17 protein-coding genes are annotated in these 18,760 nt (G+C 67.7%); 5 read left to right on the forward strand and 12 right to left on the reverse strand.

Annotated features, from left to right (window positions below; genetic code table 11):
• Positions 1–130 precede the first annotated feature (130 nt).
• Both ACVN9Z_RS12775 and ACVN9Z_RS12780 read left to right on the forward strand, forming a co-directional pair.
• Positions 131–406, forward strand: a complete 276-nt coding sequence (locus tag ACVN9Z_RS12775) for a DUF4212 domain-containing protein (RefSeq protein WP_006389072.1) — start codon at positions 131–133, stop codon at positions 404–406.
• On the forward strand, positions 406–2,499 hold the full coding sequence (locus ACVN9Z_RS12780) for a sodium:solute symporter family protein (protein ID WP_155864774.1): 2,094 nt from the start codon (positions 406–408) through the stop codon (positions 2,497–2,499). The genes ACVN9Z_RS12775 and ACVN9Z_RS12780 overlap by 1 nt, the downstream gene beginning before the upstream one ends.
• A 73-nt stretch (positions 2,500–2,572) precedes the next feature.
• Here ACVN9Z_RS12780 and ACVN9Z_RS12785 read toward each other — a convergent pair whose 3' ends face one another.
• The 3 genes from ACVN9Z_RS12785 to trxB are packed head-to-tail and all read right to left on the reverse strand — an operon-like array spanning position 2,573 to position 4,531.
• On the reverse strand, positions 2,573–2,902 hold the full coding sequence (locus tag ACVN9Z_RS12785; RefSeq protein WP_076467631.1) for a DMT family transporter: 330 nt from the start codon (positions 2,900–2,902) through the stop codon (positions 2,573–2,575).
• Entirely contained in the window at positions 2,899–3,585 is a 687-nt protein-coding gene (locus tag ACVN9Z_RS12790; protein ID WP_076415352.1) for a Smr/MutS family protein, read from the reverse strand. Before ACVN9Z_RS12790 ends, ACVN9Z_RS12785 begins: the two co-directional genes overlap by 4 nt.
• Positions 3,572–4,531 carry a thioredoxin-disulfide reductase gene (trxB, locus tag ACVN9Z_RS12795; RefSeq protein ID WP_269860033.1) on the reverse strand — a complete coding sequence of 320 codons (960 nt, stop codon included), beginning with the start codon at positions 4,529–4,531 and terminating at the stop codon, positions 3,572–3,574. The genes ACVN9Z_RS12790 and trxB overlap by 14 nt, the downstream gene beginning before the upstream one ends.
• Positions 4,532–4,573: 42 nt before the next feature.
• Here trxB and ACVN9Z_RS12800 point away from each other — a divergent pair, with 42 nt between their 5' ends.
• Positions 4,574–6,952 carry a DNA translocase FtsK gene (locus tag ACVN9Z_RS12800; protein WP_458213435.1) on the forward strand — a complete coding sequence of 793 codons (2,379 nt, stop codon included), beginning with the start codon at positions 4,574–4,576 and terminating at the stop codon, positions 6,950–6,952.
• Positions 6,952–7,587, forward strand: a complete 636-nt coding sequence (lolA, locus tag ACVN9Z_RS12805; protein ID WP_024067998.1) for an outer membrane lipoprotein chaperone LolA — start codon at positions 6,952–6,954, stop codon at positions 7,585–7,587. The genes ACVN9Z_RS12800 and lolA overlap by 1 nt, the downstream gene beginning before the upstream one ends.
• Before the next feature lie 449 nt (positions 7,588–8,036).
• Here lolA and ACVN9Z_RS12810 read toward each other — a convergent pair whose 3' ends face one another.
• The 9 genes from ACVN9Z_RS12810 to ACVN9Z_RS12850 form a co-directional block, all read right to left on the reverse strand.
• On the reverse strand, positions 8,037–8,471 hold the full coding sequence (locus tag ACVN9Z_RS12810) for a RidA family protein (RefSeq protein WP_006389083.1): 435 nt from the start codon (positions 8,469–8,471) through the stop codon (positions 8,037–8,039).
• Between the two features lies 1 nt (position 8,472).
• Complete coding sequence (locus tag ACVN9Z_RS12815; RefSeq protein ID WP_054480753.1) at positions 8,473–9,954, reverse strand: N-acyl-D-amino-acid deacylase family protein; 1,482 nt, start codon at positions 9,952–9,954, stop codon at positions 8,473–8,475.
• A gap of 14 nt (positions 9,955–9,968) precedes the next feature.
• Positions 9,969–10,841: a MurR/RpiR family transcriptional regulator gene (locus ACVN9Z_RS12820; protein ID WP_006389085.1), complete on the reverse strand. Its 873-nt coding sequence runs from the start codon at positions 10,839–10,841 to the stop codon at positions 9,969–9,971.
• Between the two features lie 32 nt (positions 10,842–10,873).
• A complete protein-coding gene (locus tag ACVN9Z_RS12825) occupies positions 10,874–11,875 on the reverse strand; it encodes an ABC transporter ATP-binding protein (protein WP_458213436.1) in 1,002 nt (333 codons plus the stop codon).
• A complete protein-coding gene (locus ACVN9Z_RS12830) occupies positions 11,872–12,879 on the reverse strand; it encodes an ABC transporter ATP-binding protein (protein WP_458213437.1) in 1,008 nt (335 codons plus the stop codon). The genes ACVN9Z_RS12825 and ACVN9Z_RS12830 overlap by 4 nt, the downstream gene beginning before the upstream one ends.
• Before the next feature lie 2 nt (positions 12,880–12,881).
• Positions 12,882–13,751 (reverse strand): ABC transporter permease, encoded by an 870-nt coding sequence (locus ACVN9Z_RS12835; RefSeq protein ID WP_054447229.1) that lies wholly within the window; start codon positions 13,749–13,751, stop codon positions 12,882–12,884.
• A gap of 27 nt (positions 13,752–13,778) precedes the next feature.
• The gene (locus ACVN9Z_RS12840; RefSeq protein WP_020924879.1) at positions 13,779–14,720 is read right to left on the reverse strand and encodes an ABC transporter permease; all 942 of its coding nucleotides are present in this window, start codon (positions 14,718–14,720) and stop codon (positions 13,779–13,781) included.
• Positions 14,721–14,805: 85 nt separating this feature from the next.
• The gene (locus tag ACVN9Z_RS12845; protein WP_006389090.1) at positions 14,806–16,365 is read right to left on the reverse strand and encodes an ABC transporter substrate-binding protein; all 1,560 of its coding nucleotides are present in this window, start codon (positions 16,363–16,365) and stop codon (positions 14,806–14,808) included.
• Positions 16,366–16,514: 149 nt separating this feature from the next.
• Positions 16,515–17,783, reverse strand: a complete 1,269-nt coding sequence (locus tag ACVN9Z_RS12850) for an amino acid deaminase (protein WP_047992523.1) — start codon at positions 17,781–17,783, stop codon at positions 16,515–16,517.
• A gap of 173 nt (positions 17,784–17,956) precedes the next feature.
• Between ACVN9Z_RS12850 and ACVN9Z_RS12855 the strand changes: the two genes are divergently transcribed.
• A complete protein-coding gene (locus tag ACVN9Z_RS12855) occupies positions 17,957–18,748 on the forward strand; it encodes a deaminated glutathione amidase (RefSeq protein ID WP_026382309.1) in 792 nt (263 codons plus the stop codon).
• Positions 18,749–18,760 lie beyond the last annotated feature (12 nt).

Here is an 18,760-nt window from a genome sequence, read left to right on the forward strand (position 1 = left end):
AAAGCAAAACGCACAACGGCTGGCACCAGGCAGTGCCGGCCGTTGTCGCATAAAAAGCCCGTATTTCGTCCAGCCAGGGTTTTCTAGCGCCGCGTTTCGCGATATTCCTCAGGTTTCGCTCACGCCAGCTATGCCGGAATCCCGCGTTTCCCCCGAGCCCACCCCGTCCCGCTATTGGCGTCGCAATGTGCGCCTGATCGCGCTGCTGGCGCTCGTCTGGGCAGCGCTGACATTCATCCCCTCCTACTTTGCCCGAGGCCTGTCGTTCGATTTCATCGGCTGGCCGTTCTCGTTCTGGATGGCGGCCTACGGCGCCCCCTTGGCGTACCTCATCATCATCTGCATCTACGCCCGGATCATGAACCGCGCCGACCAACGCGGGGAAGAGGCCAAGGAGAACCGCTGATGCCGTTCGGCGGAGATACCCCGCAGCAATTCAGGATCCGGCTGCGCCGCATCTACGTGCTGTATACGGCCGGCTTCGCGCTGATGATCCTGCTGATGGCGCTGGCCGAGATCCTGGGCCTGCCGCGCAACTGGATCGGCTACGTCTTCCTGCTGGTGACCGTGAGCCTGTATGCCGGCATCGGCATCGTCTGCCGCACCTCGGACCAGGTGGAATACTACGTCGCCGGCCGGCGCGTGCCGGCCATCTACAACGGCATGGCGACCGCGGCCGACTGGATGTCGGTGGCCTCGTTCATCGGGGTCGCCGGCACGCTCTACCTGACGGGCTACGGCGGCCTGGCCTACATCATGGGATGGACCGGCGGCTATGTGCTGGTGGCGATGCTGCTGGCGCCGTACCTGCGCCGCTTCGGCCAATACACCATTCCCGACTTCATGGGCGCGCGCTATGGCGGCAACCTGCCGCGGCTGGCGGGCGTGGCCTGCGCCATTCTCTGTTCGTTCACCTATCTGGTGGCGCAGATCTACGGTGTGGGCATCATCACCACGCGCATGACCGGCATCTCGTTCGAACTGGGCATTTTCGTGGCGCTGGGCGGCATGCTGGTCTGTTCGTTCCTGGGCGGCATGCGCGCCGTCACCTGGACCCAGGTGGGACAGTACATCATCCTGGTCATCGCCTACCTGGTGCCGGTGGTGTGGCTGTCGATCAAGCACACCGACATGCCGGTGCCGCAGCTGTCGGCCGGCGTGGTGCTGCAGGAAGTGACGGAAAAAGAGGTCTACCTGCGCAACGACCCCGCCGAAATCGAGGCGCGCCGCCTGTGGCAGGAGCGCGCCGACGAGATGGCGCAACGGGTCCATGACCTGCCCGAGTCCTGGGCGCTGGAAAAGGACAAGCTGCGCAGTCGCCTGGCCCAGCTCAACGCCAGCGATGCGCCCATGGTCGAGATCCGCTCGGTCGAACGCGAGCTGGCGGCATTTCCGCCGACGGTGGAAGAGGCGCGCATCGCCTGGTCGCAGGCCAAGGCCACTTTCGAGGCCCGGGCCGCGCCGCCGACCCCGCATGCGGAACCGTTCCCGTCCAGCGATCCGGACGAGCGCCGCAACATGCGCATCAATTTCCTGGCGCTGGTGCTGTGCCTGATGCTGGGCACGGCGGGGATGCCGCACATCCTGATGCGCTCATATACCACCTCGTCGGTGGTGGAAGCGCGGCGTTCGGTGTGCTGGTCGCTGCTGTTCATCCTGCTGCTGTATTTCATGGCGCCGGCGTTGGCGCTGCTGGTCAAGTACGAGGTCTACACGCAGGTGGTGGGGTCGAATTTCCTCAGCCTGCCGAATTGGGTGCATGCCTGGAGCGCGGTCGACAGCAACCTGCTGGACGTCACCGACATCAATCGTGACGGCGTGGTCCAGCTCAGCGAAATCAGCATGGGCGCGGACGTGGTGGTGCTGGCGATGCCCGAGATCGGCGGGCTGCCCTATGTGATCTCGGGGCTGGTGGCGGCCGGCGGCCTGGCGGCGGCGCTGTCCACCGCCGATGGCCTGCTGCTGACCCTGTCCAATTCGCTGTCGCACGACATGTGGTACCGGATGGTGTCGCCGCGCATGTCGGCGGCGCGGCGGGTGATGGTGTCCAAGATCCTGCTGCTGGTGGTGGCGTTCGGCGCGGCCTGGGTGGCGGCGCGCAAGCCGGCCGACATTCTGTTCATGGTGTCGGCGGCGTTCTCGTTCGCGGCCTCGTCGTTTTTCCCGGCGCTGGTGATGGGCGTGTTCTGGCGCCGCGCCAACAAATGGGGCGCCACGCTCGGCATGGCGGCGGGGCTGCTGGTGACCTTTGCCTACATGACGCATACGCATCCGTGGCTGCGCGAGTGGGTGCTGGGGATTTCGCGGACCCAGCCGGTGGACCTGTGGTGGGGCATCCAGCCGATCGCGGCGGGGGTGTTCGGCGCGCCGGTGGCGTTCCTGACGATCGTCGTGGTGTCGCTGCTGACGCCGCCGCCGGATCGCGCCACGCTGGCGCTGGTGGATTATCTGCGTCATCCGGGCGCGCCGAAGCCGCCAACGGAGAACGGCACGGTCTGAAACGGAGGCAGGCGCCGGGTGGTTCGGATATATGCCGGGAGCGGGCCGGATCAGGGCTCGCGCCCGGAACGGCTCAGTGCGACACGGACTTCGAGAAGACGTTCATGACCACCACGCCGGCGATGATCAGGCCGATGCCGACCAGCGCCGGGGTGTCCAGGTGCTGCTTGAAGAACAGCGCGCCGATCAGGGAGATGAGTACGATGCCCACGCCCGACCAGATGGCGTAGGCGATGCCGACCGGCACCTCGCGCAGCGTCAGCGACAGGAAATAGAACGAGATCATGTAGCCGAACACCGTCACCACCGACGGCACCAGCCGTGAAAAGCCATCGGAGCTTTTCAGCGCGCTGGTGGCGAAGATCTCGGCGACGATGGCGATGCCCAGGTAGAGCCACTTCATTTGCGCGGCCCCTCGGATTGCCGCAGCAGCACCAGCAGGGCGCCCGCGCCGCCTTCGCGCTCGGGCGCCTCGGAAAACGCCAGCACTTCGTTCTTCTGCACCAGCCAGGTGCGGGCCTTGTCCTTGAGCACCGGTTCCAGGCCCTGCGAGCCATAGCCCTTGCCATGCACGATGCGCACGCAGCGGATGCCGTGTTCCTGGCACTCGTCCAGGAACGACAGCATGGCGTGGCGCGCCTGTTCCACGCGCAGGCCGTGCAGGTCGAGTTCGGCGCCAGCGCGCCACTGGCCGCGGCGCAGGTTGCGCGCGGTGTCGGGGGCGGCGTCGCCGCGCACGAAGGCGGTGCCGCCTTCGGACAGCAGGTGCGTGATTTCGCCGCCATCCGACACGCCGGCGTCGGCTCGCGTGGCGGTTTCGCCCAGCGCGTTGGCGCGGCGCAGGGCCGGGGCCGGTTGCGGCGCCGGCTTGTGTTCGGCGCGCGCGACCTGCTTGATGGGCTTGACCGACTGCATGGTGCGCCGGAACGCGGCCATGTCGTCGGCCGGATCGGTATCCGCGCCGGGCGCCGGCGCGGTCTTCTTCAGCGCCGCCACGCGCTGGGCGAGGGCGGCGCGCTCCTGCTCGGCCTGCAGGTCTTTCTTGAGGCGTTTCAGGTCGGCCGCGCCGACCTTACTGCCCCGCATTCTCCAGCCACCGTTGTGCGTCCAGGGCGGCCATGCAGCCCGTGCCGGCGCTGGTGATGGCCTGGCGATAGACGTGGTCCTGCACGTCGCCGGCTGCGAATACGCCCGGCACCGAGGTCATGGTGGCCATGCCGGACAGGCCGCTCTTGGTGACGATGTAGCCGTCCTTCATTTCGAGCTGGCCCTCGAAGATCCCGGTATTGGGCTGGTGGCCGATGGCGATGAAGGCGCCGGTGGCCTTCAGGTCTTCGGTGGCGCCGGTGTCGACGTGGCGCACGCGCACGCCGGTGACGCCGCTGTCGTCGCCCAGCACTTCTTCCAGCGTATGGAACAGCTTCAGTTCCATGTTGCCGTTCTCGACCTTGCTCATCAGCTTGTCGACCAGGATCGGCTCGGCGCGGAACTTGTCGCGGCGGTGGATCAGGGTGACCTTGCGGCAGATGTTGGACAGGTACAGGGCTTCCTCGACGGCGGTGTTGCCGCCGCCGACCACGACCACGTCCTGGTTGCGGTAGAAGAAGCCGTCGCAGGTGGCGCAACCGGACACGCCGCGGCCCATGAAGGCCTCTTCGGACGGCAGGCCCAGGTACTTGGCCGAGGCGCCGGTGGCGATGATCAGGGCGTCGCAGGTGTAGACCTTGCCGGTGTCGCCCGTCAGGGTGAACGGGCGCTTGGAGAGGTCGACCTTGGCGATGTGGTCGAACAGCATTTCGGTGTTGAAGCGCTCTGCGTGCTTCTGGAAGCGCTGCATCAGGTCCGGACCCTGCACGCCTTCGGCGTCGGCCGGCCAGTTGTCGACGTCCGTGGTGGTCATCAGCTGGCCGCCTTGGGCCAGACCTGTAACAAGGACAGGGCTCAGATTGGCGCGTGCCGCATAGACGGCCGCCGTGTAACCGGCGGGGCCGGATCCGAGTATCAAAACTTTAGCGTGCGTAGGCGTGGACATGGGCGGGTATCTTTAGGTTAACGCCCAATTATAATGAGCCGCATGCCGCGTATCTCGACTGCTTCTCCGCGCGCTTCGCGCAACACCCGCAACGGGCCCTCGCCGCTGCAGACGCGTATCTCCGCGTTGCTGCGCGAAGCCCGCTGGATCCTCTTCGCCGCCCTGGCGGCCTGGCTCACCCTGGTGCTGGCCACCTGGAGCGCCGCCGACCCGGGCTGGTCCCATTCGGTCCCCGCGGGGGCCATCCACAACAAGGGCGGGACCCTGGGCGCCTACCTGGCGGACATCCTGCTGTACCTGTTCGGTTTCTCCGCCTGGTGGTGGGTGATCCTGCTGCTGCACCGCGTGCGGGCAGGTTACCGCCGCCTTGCCAGCCATCTTCGTGTTACCAATGGTAAGCAGCCTGAGGTGTTGCCTCGGGTCCACTGGGAAGAGGGCATCGGTTTCTTCCTGCTGCTGGTCGGCTCGCTGGGCATGGAGGCCCTGCGCCTGGCCAGCCGCGGCACGCATCTGCCGGGCGCCTCGGAAAGCGCCAGCGGCGCCGGTGGCGTCATCGGCCATACCCTGGCCGACCTGATGAGCCGCAGCATCGGCTTCACCGGCAGCACCCTGGCCTTCCTGGTGATGCTGGCGATCGGCCTGAGCCTGTTCTTCTCGTTCTCGTGGCTGACCGTGGCCGAGCGCGTCGGCACCTGGATCGAAGGCCTGGTGCGCCGGGTGCGCAATTCCTACGCCGCGCGCGAAGACCGCAAGGTCGGCGAGGTGGCCAAGGCCGTGCGCACCGAGCAGGTGGTGGCCAAGCAGGAAAAGCTGGTGCACGAGCAGCCGGTGCGCATCGAGCCGGCGATCACGGTGGTGCCCAAGTCCGAACGCGTCGAAAAGGAAAAGCAGCAATCGCTGTTCTTCGCGCCGCCGCCGGGCGGCGAGGGCGACCTGCCGGCCATCAGCCTGCTGGATCCGCCGCTGGCCAACCAGGAAACCGTGTCGGCCGAGACCATCGAATTCACCTCGCGCCTGATCGAAAAGAAGCTGGCCGACTTCGGCGTGTCCGTCACCGTGGTGGCGGCGCAGGCCGGTCCGGTCATCACGCGTTACGAAATCGAGCCGGCCACCGGCGTCAAGGGCAGCCAGATCGTCAATCTGGCCAAGGACCTGGCGCGCGCGCTGAGCCTCGTCAGCATCCGGGTGGTGGAAACCATTCCGGGCAAGAACCTGATGGGCCTGGAGCTGCCCAACCCGCGCCGCCAGGTGGTCAAGCTGTCCGAGATCCTGGGGTCGCAGACCTACCACGCCAGCCATTCGGTCGTGACCATGGCGCTGGGCAAGGACATTGCCGGCAATCCGGTGGTGGCCGACCTGGCCAAGATGCCGCACCTGTTGGTGGCGGGCACCACCGGGTCGGGCAAGTCGGTCGGGATCAACGCCATGATCCTGTCGCTGCTGTACAAGGCCGACGCCTCGCATACCCGCCTGATCCTGATCGACCCGAAGATGCTCGAAATGAGCGTCTACGAAGGCATTCCGCATTTGCTGGCGCCGGTGGTCACGGACATGCGCCATGCCGCCAACGCGCTGAACTGGTGCGTGGGCGAGATGGAAAAGCGCTACCGCCTGATGAGCAAGATGGGCGTGCGCAACCTGGCCGGCTACAACACCAAGATCCGCGACGCCATCAAGCGCGAGGAGCCGATCCCGAATCCGTTCTCGCTGACGCCCGACCAGCCGGAGCCGCTGTCGCCGCTACCCACCATCGTGGTGGTCATCGACGAGCTGGCCGACCTGATGATGGTGGTGGGCAAGAAGATCGAAGAACTCATCGCCCGCCTGGCGCAGAAGGCGCGCGCGGCCGGCATCCACCTGATCCTGGCGACGCAGCGTCCCAGCGTCGACGTCATCACCGGCCTGATCAAGGCCAACATCCCGACCCGCATCGCGTTCCAGGTGTCGTCCAAGATCGACTCGCGCACCATTCTCGACCAGATGGGCGCGGAGACGCTGCTGGGCCAGGGCGACATGCTCTACATGCCGCCGGGCACCGGCCTGCCGGTGCGCGTGCACGGCGCCTTTGTCAGCGACGATGAAGTGCACCGCGTGGTCGAAAGCCTGAAGGCGCAGGGCGAGCCGAACTATGTCGAGGGCCTGCTGGAAGGCGGGCTGGACGGCGACGGCGGCGAAGGCGCCAGCAGCGTCACCGGCATCGGCGGCGACGCCGAGTCGGACCCGATGTACGACCAGGCTTGCGAGGTGGTGCTCAAGCATCGCCGCGCCTCGATCTCGCTGGTGCAGCGCCATCTGCGCATTGGTTACAACCGTGCGGCGCGGTTACTGGAACAGATGGAGCAATCGGGTATCGTGTCGGCGATGCAGTCCAATGGCAACCGGGAGATCCTGGTGCCCGCCGCCGCTCGAGAGGAAGCATGATGAAGACGTTTCGTGGCCTGGCCGCCGGCCTGGCCCTGTGCATGGCCCCGGCGTTGGCGCCGACTGCGGCCGTGGCCGCCACGGCGCAGGAACAGTTGCGCGCGTTCGTGAGCACGGTGACGGCGGCGACGGGGACGTTTTCCCAATACACCGTCAGCACGCAAGGGCGCACGCAGCCGGCGCAGACGGGGGTGTTTTCGTTCCAGCGGCCGGGCAAGTTCAAGTGGGCGGTGCAGAAGCCCTATGAGCAATTGGTGATTTCCGACGGCAAGCAGGTGTTCCAGTTCGATCCGGACCTGGCGCAGGTGACCGAGCGCAAGGTGGATGCGGCCATCGGGACGTCGCCGGCTGCGATCCTGTTCGGGTCGGGGTCGCTGGAGCAGTCGTTCGATGTGTCGGCGCTGCCTTCCAAGGATGGGGTCGACTGGCTGCGGGCGAAGCCGCGGACGGCGGACGCGGGGTTCTCCCGGGTCGATATCGGGATGAAGGACAATCTGCCGGTGCGGGTTGAGCTGCTGGATTCGTTCGGGCAGACGACGCGGGTGGATCTTTCCGGGATCGTTCCCAATCCCAAGCTTGGGGAGGGGGAGTTTCGGTTTGTGGCGCCCAAGGGCGTGGATGTGGTCAAGATGTAGTTGAAGTTGGGCGGTGCTTGCTTTGTAGGCCGCCCGTCACGGGGCGCGCAGGCGGTGAGCGCGCCAACGATTGCGGTCCGGAGCGTTCGCTCCGGACTTCCCCTTTGTCATCTTCGTTGTCGCCTGCGGCGACTGCCTTCAGATTCCCGCGGGCGCATCGACGGCGCGCTCACCGCCTGCGTGCCCCGCGCCGGGCTACCAGTTTCGAGAAATGACGCGCTGCTGGACCCTGGGGGCATGGGAGAGGTGTGCGTTGCCCGCAAAAAACGGCCGCGCGGGCGGCCGTTTTTTTCATACGTGGTGTCTTGCGTCGTGATGTGGGTCGCTGCGCGCTTGCGGCGCGGTGTGGGCGGTGTACCTGAAGCGCGCAGCGGATGGCTTGGGCCAGGAGGCGCGCCCGGCCGCCCGGCCGTCCGAAGGCCGGGCAGCCCCCTTTGGGGGCAGCTAGCTCACGCAGTGAGCGCGGCGTGGGGGCGTTTGTACGCCACGCAGTCAATTTCTACTTTCGCATCCACCATCAGCGGCGACTGCACGCAGGCGCGGGCGGGGGGATTGTTGCCGAAGTATTCCTTGAAGACCTTGTTGAACGAGGGGAAGTCGCGCGCGTCGTCGAGCCAGACGCCGCAGCGCACGACGTGTTCGGGGCCGTAGCCGGCTTCCTTGAGGATGGCGAGGACCTGCTGGATGGCCTTGTGCGACTGGGCGACGGTGCCGCCTTCGATGACTTCGCCGTTTTCCATCGGGACCTGGCCCGAGACGTAGAGCCAGCCGTCGGCGGCGACGGCGCGGGCGAAGGGCATGTGGGAGCCGCCTTGGCCGGTGCCGCCGGCGACGCCGTAGCGGGTGATGCCGTTGTTGTCGGGGGTGGGGGTGGTACTGCTCATGTCAGGGCTCCTGAAGGGCGGGGGTTGAGGCGGCGAAGCTGGCGCGCAGGTCGCCGTTGCGGGGCAGCCAGCGGCCGGCGCGGTCGCCGGTGGGCTGGCCTTGGCGGTAGGACAGGACGCCGTTGACCCAGACGGCCTCGATGCCGGCGGCGGTCTGGACGGGGGCGGCGAAGGTGGCGCGGTCGATGACGGTGGCGGGGTCGAACAGGACCAGGTCGGCGTGGAAGCCTTCGCGCACCAGTCCGCGTTCGGCCAGGCCGAAGCGGGCGGCGGACAGGCCGGTCATCTTATGCACGGCTTCGGCCAGCGGGAACAGGCCGACGTCGCGGCTGTAGTGGCCCAGCACGCGCGGGAAGGCGCCCCACAGGCGCGGGTGCGGCATGGGGTCGTTGGGCAGGCCGTCGGAGCCGACCATGGTGAGCCGGTTCGACAGCACGCGGCGCACGTCGTCCTCGTGCATGTTGTGGTAGACGGCGCCGGCCGGTTGCAGGCGCTTCGCCGCTTCCAGCAGCGTCACGTTCCAGTCGGCGGCGATGGCGGACAGTTTGCGGCGGGCCTGTTCGGGGTGCGGCACCGACCAGGTGATGTCGATGTCGAATTCGTCGGTGACCTGCTTGAGGTCGAGCGTGGACGAGCTGGCCGAATACGGATAGCAGTCGCAGCCCACGTGCTGCATGCGGCCGGCGTTCTCCAGCTTGAACAGCACTTCCTTGGTGCGGCCCCAGTTGCCGGCGCCGGCGCATTTCAGGTGCGACACCACCACCGGCACGCGGGCGTGCAGGGCGATGTCGAAGGCTTCCTGCATGGCTTCCAGGATGGCGGCGAATTCCGAGCGCAGGTGGGTGGTGTAGAGCGCGCCGAATTCGTCCAGGACCTCGGCCAGCAGCTTGACCTCGGCGGTGTCGGCCTCGATCGCCGAGCCGTAGGCCAGGCCGGTGCTCAGGCCGATGGCGCCGTGGGCCAGGGCTTCGCGTAATTGATCGCGCATGGCCATCACTTCGTCGCGCGTGGCGCTGCGGTCGAGGCGGTCCATGTGGTTGTTGCGCAGGGCCGTGTGGCCGACCAGCGCGGCGACGTTCACGGCGGGCTGCGCGGCCTCGATGGCGCGGGTGTAGTCGGCGAAGGTCGGGTAGGCGAAGTCGTCGCGCTGGCCCAGCAGGTTCATCGGGTCGGGTGGCTCGCCACGCAGCGAGACCGGCGAGGCGCTGATGCCGCAGTTGCCCACCACCACGGTGGTCACGCCCTGAGACAGCTTGGGCAACATGCCGGGGGTGCGGATGACGTTGGTGTCGTCGTGGGTATGGACGTCGATGAAGCCGGGCGCGAGCGCCAGGCCGGCGCCGTTGATGATCCGACCCGCCGACTGGCCGGACAGGTTGCCGATGGCGGCGATGCGGTCATGGGCCAGCGCCACGTCGGCGGTGTATTCGGCGCCGCCCGAGCCGTCGAGCACGCGGACGTTGCCGATGAGGGTGTCGTACATCTTGGGTTCCAGTTTCAATCGCCCAGCGGCAGCCGGTTGGGGCCGCCGCGGTGCTCGTCCAGCGCCAGCTTGATGCGGCGCAGGCGTTCGCGGTTCTCTTCTTGGTTCAGCATGGCCAGCTCGGTCGACAGCAGGTCGATCGCCAGCATCATGGCGTAGCGCGAGGCCGAGGGCTTGTAGATGAAGTCGGTTTCGTCGGTGCGGATCGGCAGCACCACGTCGGCCAGCTTGGCCAGTTCCGAGGTGGCGTCGGTGACCGCGACGATGCGGGCGCGGTACTGCTTGACGATGCGCGCGGCGCCAACGATTTCCGGCGTCAGGCCGGAGGCCGACAGGATCACCACGGCGTCGCGCTCGTCGAGCGTGGCGGCCACCATGCGCAGCAGCACGGCGTCGCTGTAGACCGCGATCGGGTAGCCCAGGCGCACCAGGCGCGATTGCACTTCCTGCGCCAGCACGGCCGATGCCCCGCCGACGCCGAACACGTAGATCATGCGGGCGCCGTCGACGATGCCGGCGGCGGCCTCGAACAGCGGTTCGGTGAAGGTCGGCAGGTGCGCGCGCAGCGTGCTTTCGATGTCGGCGTAGATGCGCGCGTAGAACGTGCTTTCCTCGGCCGGCGTGCTCTGGTCCAGGAAGCGACTGCCCACGGTGCTGGCCTGCGCCAGCTTCATCTTCAGGTCGCGGGTGTCGTCGCAGCCCACGGTGCGGGCAAAGCGCGAGATGGTGGCGATGCTGACGCCGGCCTTGGCCGCCAGCTGGTCCACGGTGGCGCTGGCGCTCCAGATGATGTTGTCCAGGATGGCGTCGGCGACCTTGCGCTCGGTCACGCTCAGGTCGTCCCGGCGGCTGCGGATCTGGAAGACGATGTCGCGGATGATGTTCATGTGGTGTTCCTGGGTCATGGCGGGCGCGGCCCTTACGCGGCCAGTTCGGGATCGCCGAGGCGCGAACAGGCCGCGAAGTGGCCTGGCCCGACGCTGACGTCGCGCGCTTCGATCGTGGCGCAGGCGTCGATGGCGTGCGGGCAGCGGGTGCGGAAGACACAGCCGGAAGGCGGGTTGACCGGGCTGGGGATGTCGCCCTTGAGCAGGATACGCGAACGCGGCGCGCGCGGATCCGGCAACGGCGCGGCCGACAGCAGGGCGCGGGTATAGGGATGGCGCGGCCGCGCGTAGACCTCGCTGGTCGGGCCGCGTTCCATGACGCGGCCCAGGTACATCACCACCACCTCGTCGCACAGGTAGTCGACCACGGCCAGGTCGTGCGCCACGAACAGCATGGTCAGGCCCAGGTCGCGCTGCAGGTCCTGCAGCAGGTTCAGCACCTGCGCCTGCACCGACACGTCCAGCGCCGAGACCGGTTCGTCGGCCACGATGAAGTCGGGCTCCACCGCCAGGGCGCGGGCGATGCCGATGCGCTGGCGCTGGCCACCGGAGAATTCGTGCGGATAGCGGCGGCGGTGATCGGCGTTCAGGCCGACGCGTTCGAGCAGTTCGCCGATGCGGGCCTCGCGGCGATGCTGCGCCAACTTATGGGTGTCGAGCGCCTCGCCCAGGATCTCGGCCACGGTCATGCGCGGGTTGAGGCTGGCGTAGGGGTCCTGGAACACGATCTGCATGCGGCGGCGCCACGGCAGCATTTCTTTCTCGGACAGTTTGGTGATGTCCTGGCCGTCGAACAGCAGGCGGCCGGCGGTGGGCGCGAACAGGCGCAGCAGGGCGCGGCCGGTGGTGGTCTTGCCCGAGCCGGACTCGCCCACCAGGCCGACGATGGTGTTGCGCGGCACGTCGAAGCTGACGCCGTCGACCGCTCGCACCACCGGCGCGTTGCGCGCCTGCGAGGTGGGGAAGTGGACCTTCAGGTCTTCGATGCGCACCAGCGGTTCGGCGGCGCGCGCGGGTTGGGGGCTTGCGGTCATAGCGGAGTCACCTTGATGCAGCGGGCGTGGTGCCGGGCCTGCACCGGCACCAGTTCGGGCACGTCGCGGCGGCAGTTGTCGTCGGCCAGCGCGCAGCGCGGGGCGAAGGTGCAGCCGGCGGGCAGCGACAGCACGCTCGGCACGTTGCCCGGAATGGCGCGCAGGCGCTCGCCGGAAGCCAGCAGCGCCGCGGTCGGCAGGCAGGACAGCAGGCCGCGGGTGTACGGATGGGTGGGCTTTTCGAACAGGTCGTAGACGCCGGCGTCCTCGACCACGCGGCCGGCGTACATCACCGCCACGCGATGCGCGATCTCGGCCACCACGCCCAGGTTGTGGGTGATGAACAGAATGCTCATGTTCATCTCGGCCTGCAGCCGGCGCAGCAGGTCCAGGATCTGCGCCTGCACGGTCACGTCCAGCGCGGTGGTGGGTTCGTCGGCGATCAGCACGGCCGGGTTGCAGGCCAGCGCCAGGGCGATCATGACGCGTTGGCGCATGCCGCCGGACATCTGGTGCGGATACTCGTTGACGCGCCGGTCGGCCGCCGGGATCTCGACGCGGTCGAGCATGTCGCGGGCGCGCTTCATGGCGGCCGCGCGCGAGCCGCCCTCGTGCTGCAGCACGGCCTCGGCGATCTGGTCGCCCACCGTGTACAGCGGGTTCAGGCTCGTCATCGGCTCCTGGAAGATCATGGCGATCTCGGCGCCGCGGATGCGCCGCAGGGTGGCCGGCGAGGCGTGGGCCAGGTCGTGTTCCTGGCCGCGGCGGTCGCGAAAGCGGATCTTGCCCGCTTCGATGCGGCCGGCCGGCTTGGGCAGCAGGCCCATGATGGACAGGCTGGTGACGGACTTGCCGGAGCCGGATTCGCCGACGATGGCCAGCGTTTCGCCGCGGGCCAGGTCGAAGGTGACGCCGTCCACCGATTTGGCGACGCCGTCGCGGCTGTGGAACCAGGTCTTCAGGCCTTCCACCGACAGCACGATGTCTCGGGTGCTTGCGGTCATGATTACAGCTCCTTGCGCAGGCGCGGGTCGAGCACGTCGCGCAGGCCGTCGCCGACCAGTTGCAGCGACAGCACCGACAGGACAATGGCGATGCCGGGGAAGATCATGATCCAGTCGGCCGAGCCCATGTACTGCTGGCCGGCGTTGATCATGGTGCCCCAGGTGGGGATGTCGGGCGAGACGCCCACGCCCAGGAACGACAGGCCGGCTTCGGCCAGGATCGCGTAGGCGAAGATGAAGGTGCCTTGCACCAGGATCGGCGACAGCAGGTTGCGCAGCACGTGCACGGTGACGATGCGCCAGGTGGACACACCCAGCGCGCGGGCGGCCTCGACGAACGGCAGCTCGCGGATCACCAGGGTCGAGGCGCGCACGATGCGGGCCAGGCGCGGCGTGTAGACGATGCCCAGCGCGATCACCACGTTCACCAGCGACGGTCCCAGCGCGGCCACCAGCGAGATCGCCAGCAGGATGTCGGGAAACGCCATCATCGCGTCGATCAGGCGCGACACGAACTTGTCGGCCGAGCGGAAGAAGCCGGCGATCAGGCCCAGCGCGATGCCCAGCACGCTGGACACGATCACCACCGAAAAGCCCACCATCAGCGACAGCCGGCCGCCGTAGATGACGCGGCTGAACACGTCGCGACCGAAGTCGTCGGTGCCGAACCAGTGCACGGCGCCGGGCGCCTTGAGGCGGTTCATGATGGACAGCTTGAACGGGTCGTAGGGGCTGACCCACGGCGCCAGCAGCGCCGCGGCTACCAGCACGATCAGCACGATCAGGCTGATCAGCACGGTCTTGCGGGCCACCAGCAGGCGCAGCACCTGCCAGCGGTCCGTGCCGGCGTTAACGGTAGTTGGACTAGTCATTTCGGTCGTTTCGTTCGCAATTCATCATCAATAACGGACGCGCGGATCGACCAGCAGGTACAGCAGATCGATGAACAGGTTGATGAGCACGTAGATGGCCGCGATGATCAGCAGCGCGCCCTGGATGACGGGATAGTCGCGGCGCAGCACGGCCGACACCACCAGGCTGCCCACGCCGGGCAGGCCGAACACGGTCTCGGTGACCACGGCGCCGCTGATCAGCAGGGCCGTGGTCAGGCCCAGCACCGTCAGGATCGGGATCAACGCATTGCGCACGGCGTGCTTGAGGATCACGCGGCTTTCCGGCAGGCCCTTGGCGCGGGCGGTGCGCACGTAGTCGTCGCGCAGCACGTCCAGCATGCTGGCGCGGATGAAGCGCGTGATCAGCGCCGAGTTCACCAGCCCCAGCACCACCGCGGGCAGTATCAGGTGTGACACGCGCGTGGCGAACGAGGCGTCCGGCCCGCCATAGCCCGACACCGGCAGCCAGCCCAGCTTGACCGAGAACACCTGCATCAGCAGCAGGCCCAGCCAGAAGCTCGGCACGCTGGAGGTGAACATCGAGAACGACAGCACCGACTGGTCCAGCGTGGTGCCGCGCTTGACCGCCGACAGGATGCCCACCGGCAGCGCGATCAGCGTGGCGATGAACAGCGACATCAGCGTCAGCAGCAGGGTTGGCTCGGCGCGGTCGGCCAGCGCCGCCAGCACCGGCTTGTTCATGAAGATGGACTGGCCCAGGTCGCCCTGTACCAGCTTGCCCAGCCAGGAGACGTACTGCACCGGCAGGGGCTGGTCCAGGCCCAGCTGGTGTTCGAGCGCGGCGATGTCGGCCTGGCTGGCCTGGGGCCCGAGCATCACGGCGGCGGGGTTGCCGGGCGTGACGCGGATGATGACGAACACGATGGTCGCGACGATGAACATCACGGCCACCAGCCCGACCAGCCGGTTCAAGAGATAACGCAACACAGTGGCATCCTAAGGATCGGCGCGCCGATGCCGGCGCTGTGGTTCAGGCGGGGCGGGCCCTGAGCGGACCGCCCCGCGGCCTGGTTTACTTCTGCGCTTTCCAGGCGTTCCAGAAGAACGGCCACGGCGCCGGCTTGACGCCTTGCAGCGACGGCGAACGGGCCGCCTGGGCGTTGAAGTCGCCGACCTTCACGAACGGCACTTCGTCATACACGGCCTGCTGCACGTCGGCCCAGCGCTTGACGCGTTCTTCCTGGGTGCGGGCCTGGTTGAAGGCATCCATCACCTGCGCGCGGCGCGGCGTGTCCCACCAGCCCGGCGCGTCCTTGGACGGGAAGTCGATCAGCGCGGGTTCCGGCAGGAACACGCTGTGGGTGATGAAGATGTCCCACACGGCCGGATCCTGGCGGCGCTGCGTCAGCGTGGCCCAGTCGACCACCTGCATGTCCACCGTGAAGCCGGCGGCCTTGAGGTATTCCGCCGCCACCAGCGCCATCTTGTAGTGGAACTCGTACTGCTGGCTGGTCAGGATGCGGATCTTCTTGTCGGCCACGTTGGCGCTGTCCAGCAGCTTCTTGGCCGCGGCGGCGTCGCCCTTGTTGTAGACCTTGCCGCCCAGCGACGTGGCCCACGGGTAGCCTTCCGGATACAGATCGCCGTTGAGTTTGTAGAAGTCCTTGTTGCCGAAGGCGGCGAACAGCATGTCTTCTTCGTTCAGCGCCAGTTGCACCGCCTGGCGCACGGCCAGGTTGGACATGATGCCCTGCTTGGTGTTGAGCACCAGGCGCGGCCAGCCGAAGGGCTTGAGCATGACCGGATCGGAACGGCCGCCCTTGAGCTTGTCCAGCGCTTCCACCGGCAGCGAGTCGACGTAGTCGAACTGGCCCGCGGCGGCGGCTTCGGAACGGGTGTTGGCGTTGGCGACCGGCACGAAGCGGATCTCGTCCAGGTATTGCTTGCGGGCGCCGCCGTAGCCGTCGGGTTCGCCTTCGCGCTGCTTGTAGCCCTCGAAGCGGGTCAGCTGGATGTACTGGTCCGGCACGCGCGCCTTGAGCTGGTAGGGGCCGGTGCCGACGATCTCGGTCAGCACCGGGGCGATCTTGCCCTTGGGCATGATCACGGCGGCGGCGTTGTTCATGGCCAGCAGCGCGGTCAGCGGGGCGTAGGGCTGCTTGAGCGTGATGCGGATGGTGTTGGCGTCGGGCGCCTCGATGTTGGCGATGACCTTGGCGGCCATCTTGCCGCGCGTGGCGGTCTCGGTCCAGCGTTTGAGCGAGGCCAGCACGTCCGACGAATCCATCTTGGAACCGTCATGGAAGGTGATGCCCTGGCGCAGCGCGATGGTGTAGACCAGGCCGTCCGGCGTGACTTCGGGCATCTTGTCCGCCAGCAGCGGGGTGAGGTTCCACTTGGCGTCGAAGGTGTACAGCGTTTCGAAGAAGTGCTGCGTCAGGATGCCGACCAGGTCGGCGGTGCTGCTCATCGGGTCGAGCGTGGGCGGCTCGCCGATGGTGGCGACGGAAATCGTGCCTCCCTTGACCGGCGTGGCACAGAGGGCGGGGGACGACAATGCGGTCAAGCCAATTGCGCCGGCCACGAGCAGGCTTTTCAGCCCACCGCCTTGCCGGGAGGTGCGGAAGTTCATGATTCTCTCTCCAGAGGGTCAAAAACAGGTTGTCGCGTGATTCAGTGAAAGGCCGGTAAGGCGCCGGATGCCCGAGTTCGTTCTTGCCCCCCGGGCGCGGGGCTTGTCGGTAGCGCAACGGAACGCGCGGCCGCGCCGCGCGCAAAGGCTCAGAAAAAGGTGTCCGCGACGTCGATGACGCGGTACTGCTCGTCCACCAGCAGGACCTGGCGCCACTTGTCGAACGTCAGGCAGGGATGGGAGATGTCGAAGGCGATCATGTCGCCAACCTGGATGTCGTCGTTCTCGCCGATCTGCATGAACGCGTGCTGGTCCATCATGGCGGTGAGCTTCCATTGGGACGGCGCGGCGCCAGGCGCGCTTTGCCCGGGACGGAAATGCAGCGACGGCGTCGGCAGGCCGGCATCGAAGGCGGCGTCGCGCTTGCCCATGGCCACGATGGCGCGGCCGGGTTCGGGCAGCGACTGTACGTAGGCCCAGACCTGCAGCGCGGGTTGCAGGCCCGGCTCCATCTTGTGGGCTACCGGGTTGTGGGCGTTGATGCGCTCGGCGGCCGAACGGTAGACGCCGACGTCGTGCGACAGGTAGCAGCCGGGGCGCAGCACGATTTCCAGCGGCGCGCCGATGTCCAGTTGCGAGAATTCCTCGGCCACCACGTCGAACCAGGCCGAACCGGCGCCGGATATCAGGGCGGGGCCGTTCTTGCGCAGCCGGCCGGTGCTGGCCAGCCCGCGCAGGGCGTCGGTGGCGCGGCGCAGGAAGGCGCGGATCGCGGTTTCCTCCTGCAGCACGCCTTCGTAGACTTCGATGCCGGCCAGCGCCAGCCCGGGCCAGCGGCCGATTTCTTCGGCCACGGCCTGCAGTTGCGCGTCGTCGCGCACGCCGGTGCGGCCGCCGGCCGGACCCAGCTCGATCAGCACGGGCAGCACCAGGCCCTGCTCGCCAAAGTAACGGCCCAGCTGGGCGGCGTTGGCGACGGAATCGACAATGCAGAAGTAGGTGAACGCCGGGTCGCGCAGCAGCTTGGCGATCAGCGCCATGTTGGCGCGGCCGACCAGCTGGTTGGCCATCAGCACCCGGCGGATGCCATGGTTGTAGGCCGCCACCGCCTGCGGCGCGGTCGCCAGGGTGATGCCCCAGGCGCCGTTGTCGATCTGGCGCTGGAACAGCGCGGGGCTCATGGTGGTCTTGCCGTGCGGCGCCAGCTTGACGCGGTAGGCTTCCATGAAGCGCTGCATCCATTGCAGGTTGTGGCGCACGCGGGCCTCGTACAGCACCGCCACCGGCAGGCTGACGTCCTCGGCCAGCAGGTTCCAGTTCAGCGCCGCCACGCCGGCGTTGGTACAGGCGGCGGGAAAGGCGCCCAGGCCCTTGCCGTTGGCGTCCAGGGGGGCTGCGGTGATGGAGGAGTGGGGCATGGCGGCGGTTCGTCTCTGGAAAATATTTACGGCAAATCCGTTTTTTTTAATTATCCTGAAAGAAATTTACAAGCGGCAGTTGGGAGTTACCCGTAGTCCGCCGCCGGCGCCGGTTGGCGCGACAATAGGGGCATGTCGCGGCGCCCCTTTGCCGCCCCACACAAGGAAGAGTCATGCTGAAAGTCGCTTTGGGCCAGTTCGCCGTCAGCCGCGTCTGGGAAGAAAATGCCCAGGTCTGCGTCGATCTCATGGCGCGCGCCCGTGCTGGCGGCGCCGGCCTGCTGGTGCTGCCCGAAGGCATCCTGGCCCGCGACATCACCGACCCGCAGATCGTGCTGAAGGCCGCGCAACCCTTGGATGGTCCCTTCATGACGCGCCTGCTCGAGGCCAGTCGCGGCTCGTCGCTGGCGTCCATGATGTGCGTGCACGTGCCGACCGGCGATGGCCGGGTGTGGAACACCCTGGTCACGCTGCAGGATGGCCGCATCGTGTCGCAGTATCGCAAGCTGCACCTGTACGACGCCTTCACCATGAAGGAGTCGACCAACGTCACGCCCGGCAACGACATCCCGCCGCTGCTGGAGATCGGCGGCGTGAAGGTCGGGCTGATGACCTGCTACGACGTGCGCTTTCCCGAACTGGCCCGGCGTCTGGCGCTGGACGGCGCCGACCTGCTGGCGCTGCCGGCGGCCTGGGTGCGCGGCCCGTTGAAGGAAAAGCACTGGGAAGTGCTGGTGACGGCGCGCGCGCTGGAAAATACCTGCTACGTCGCCGCCACGGGCGAGTGCGGCGAACGCAATATCGGCTGCAGCATGGTGGTGGACCCGCTGGGCGTGGTCACGGCGCAGGCCGGCGAGGCGCCGGCGCTGGTGTTCGCCGATATCGATCCCGAACGCCTGGCGCATGCCCGCAAGGTGCTGCCGGTGCTGGCCAACCGCCGTTTCGCCACGCCGGAACTGGCCTGAAGCGGCGGTTCC

Source organism: Achromobacter sp. KK8 (genome assembly GCF_054188005.1).

What these genes read in the sequence shown, in the direction of transcription:
- ACVN9Z_RS12850 (WP_047992523.1), bottom strand. Translation starts at nt 17,783, where the DNA reads ATGCCCCACTCCTCCATCACCGCAGCCCCCCTGGACGCCAACGGCAAG.
- ACVN9Z_RS12820 (WP_006389085.1), bottom strand. Translation starts at nt 10,841, where the DNA reads ATGAACATCATCCGCGACATCGTCTTCCAGATCCGCAGCCGCCGGGAC.
- ACVN9Z_RS12775 (WP_006389072.1), top strand. Translation starts at nt 131, where the DNA reads ATGCCGGAATCCCGCGTTTCCCCCGAGCCCACCCCGTCCCGCTATTGG.
- ACVN9Z_RS12845 (WP_006389090.1), bottom strand. Translation starts at nt 16,365, where the DNA reads ATGAACTTCCGCACCTCCCGGCAAGGCGGTGGGCTGAAAAGCCTGCTC.
- ACVN9Z_RS12780 (WP_155864774.1), top strand. Translation starts at nt 406, where the DNA reads ATGCCGTTCGGCGGAGATACCCCGCAGCAATTCAGGATCCGGCTGCGC.
- trxB (WP_269860033.1), bottom strand. Translation starts at nt 4,531, where the DNA reads ATGTCCACGCCTACGCACGCTAAAGTTTTGATACTCGGATCCGGCCCC.
- lolA (WP_024067998.1), top strand. Translation starts at nt 6,952, where the DNA reads ATGAAGACGTTTCGTGGCCTGGCCGCCGGCCTGGCCCTGTGCATGGCC.
- ACVN9Z_RS12830 (WP_458213437.1), bottom strand. Translation starts at nt 12,879, where the DNA reads ATGACCGCAAGCACCCGAGACATCGTGCTGTCGGTGGAAGGCCTGAAG.
- ACVN9Z_RS12835 (WP_054447229.1), bottom strand. Translation starts at nt 13,751, where the DNA reads ATGACTAGTCCAACTACCGTTAACGCCGGCACGGACCGCTGGCAGGTG.
- ACVN9Z_RS12815 (WP_054480753.1), bottom strand. Translation starts at nt 9,954, where the DNA reads ATGTACGACACCCTCATCGGCAACGTCCGCGTGCTCGACGGCTCGGGC.
- ACVN9Z_RS12790 (WP_076415352.1), bottom strand. Translation starts at nt 3,585, where the DNA reads ATGCGGGGCAGTAAGGTCGGCGCGGCCGACCTGAAACGCCTCAAGAAA.
- ACVN9Z_RS12810 (WP_006389083.1), bottom strand. Translation starts at nt 8,471, where the DNA reads ATGAGCAGTACCACCCCCACCCCCGACAACAACGGCATCACCCGCTAC.
- ACVN9Z_RS12855 (WP_026382309.1), top strand. Translation starts at nt 17,957, where the DNA reads ATGCTGAAAGTCGCTTTGGGCCAGTTCGCCGTCAGCCGCGTCTGGGAA.
- ACVN9Z_RS12800 (WP_458213435.1), top strand. Translation starts at nt 4,574, where the DNA reads ATGCCGCGTATCTCGACTGCTTCTCCGCGCGCTTCGCGCAACACCCGC.
- ACVN9Z_RS12785 (WP_076467631.1), bottom strand. Translation starts at nt 2,902, where the DNA reads ATGAAGTGGCTCTACCTGGGCATCGCCATCGTCGCCGAGATCTTCGCC.
- ACVN9Z_RS12825 (WP_458213436.1), bottom strand. Translation starts at nt 11,875, where the DNA reads ATGACCGCAAGCCCCCAACCCGCGCGCGCCGCCGAACCGCTGGTGCGC.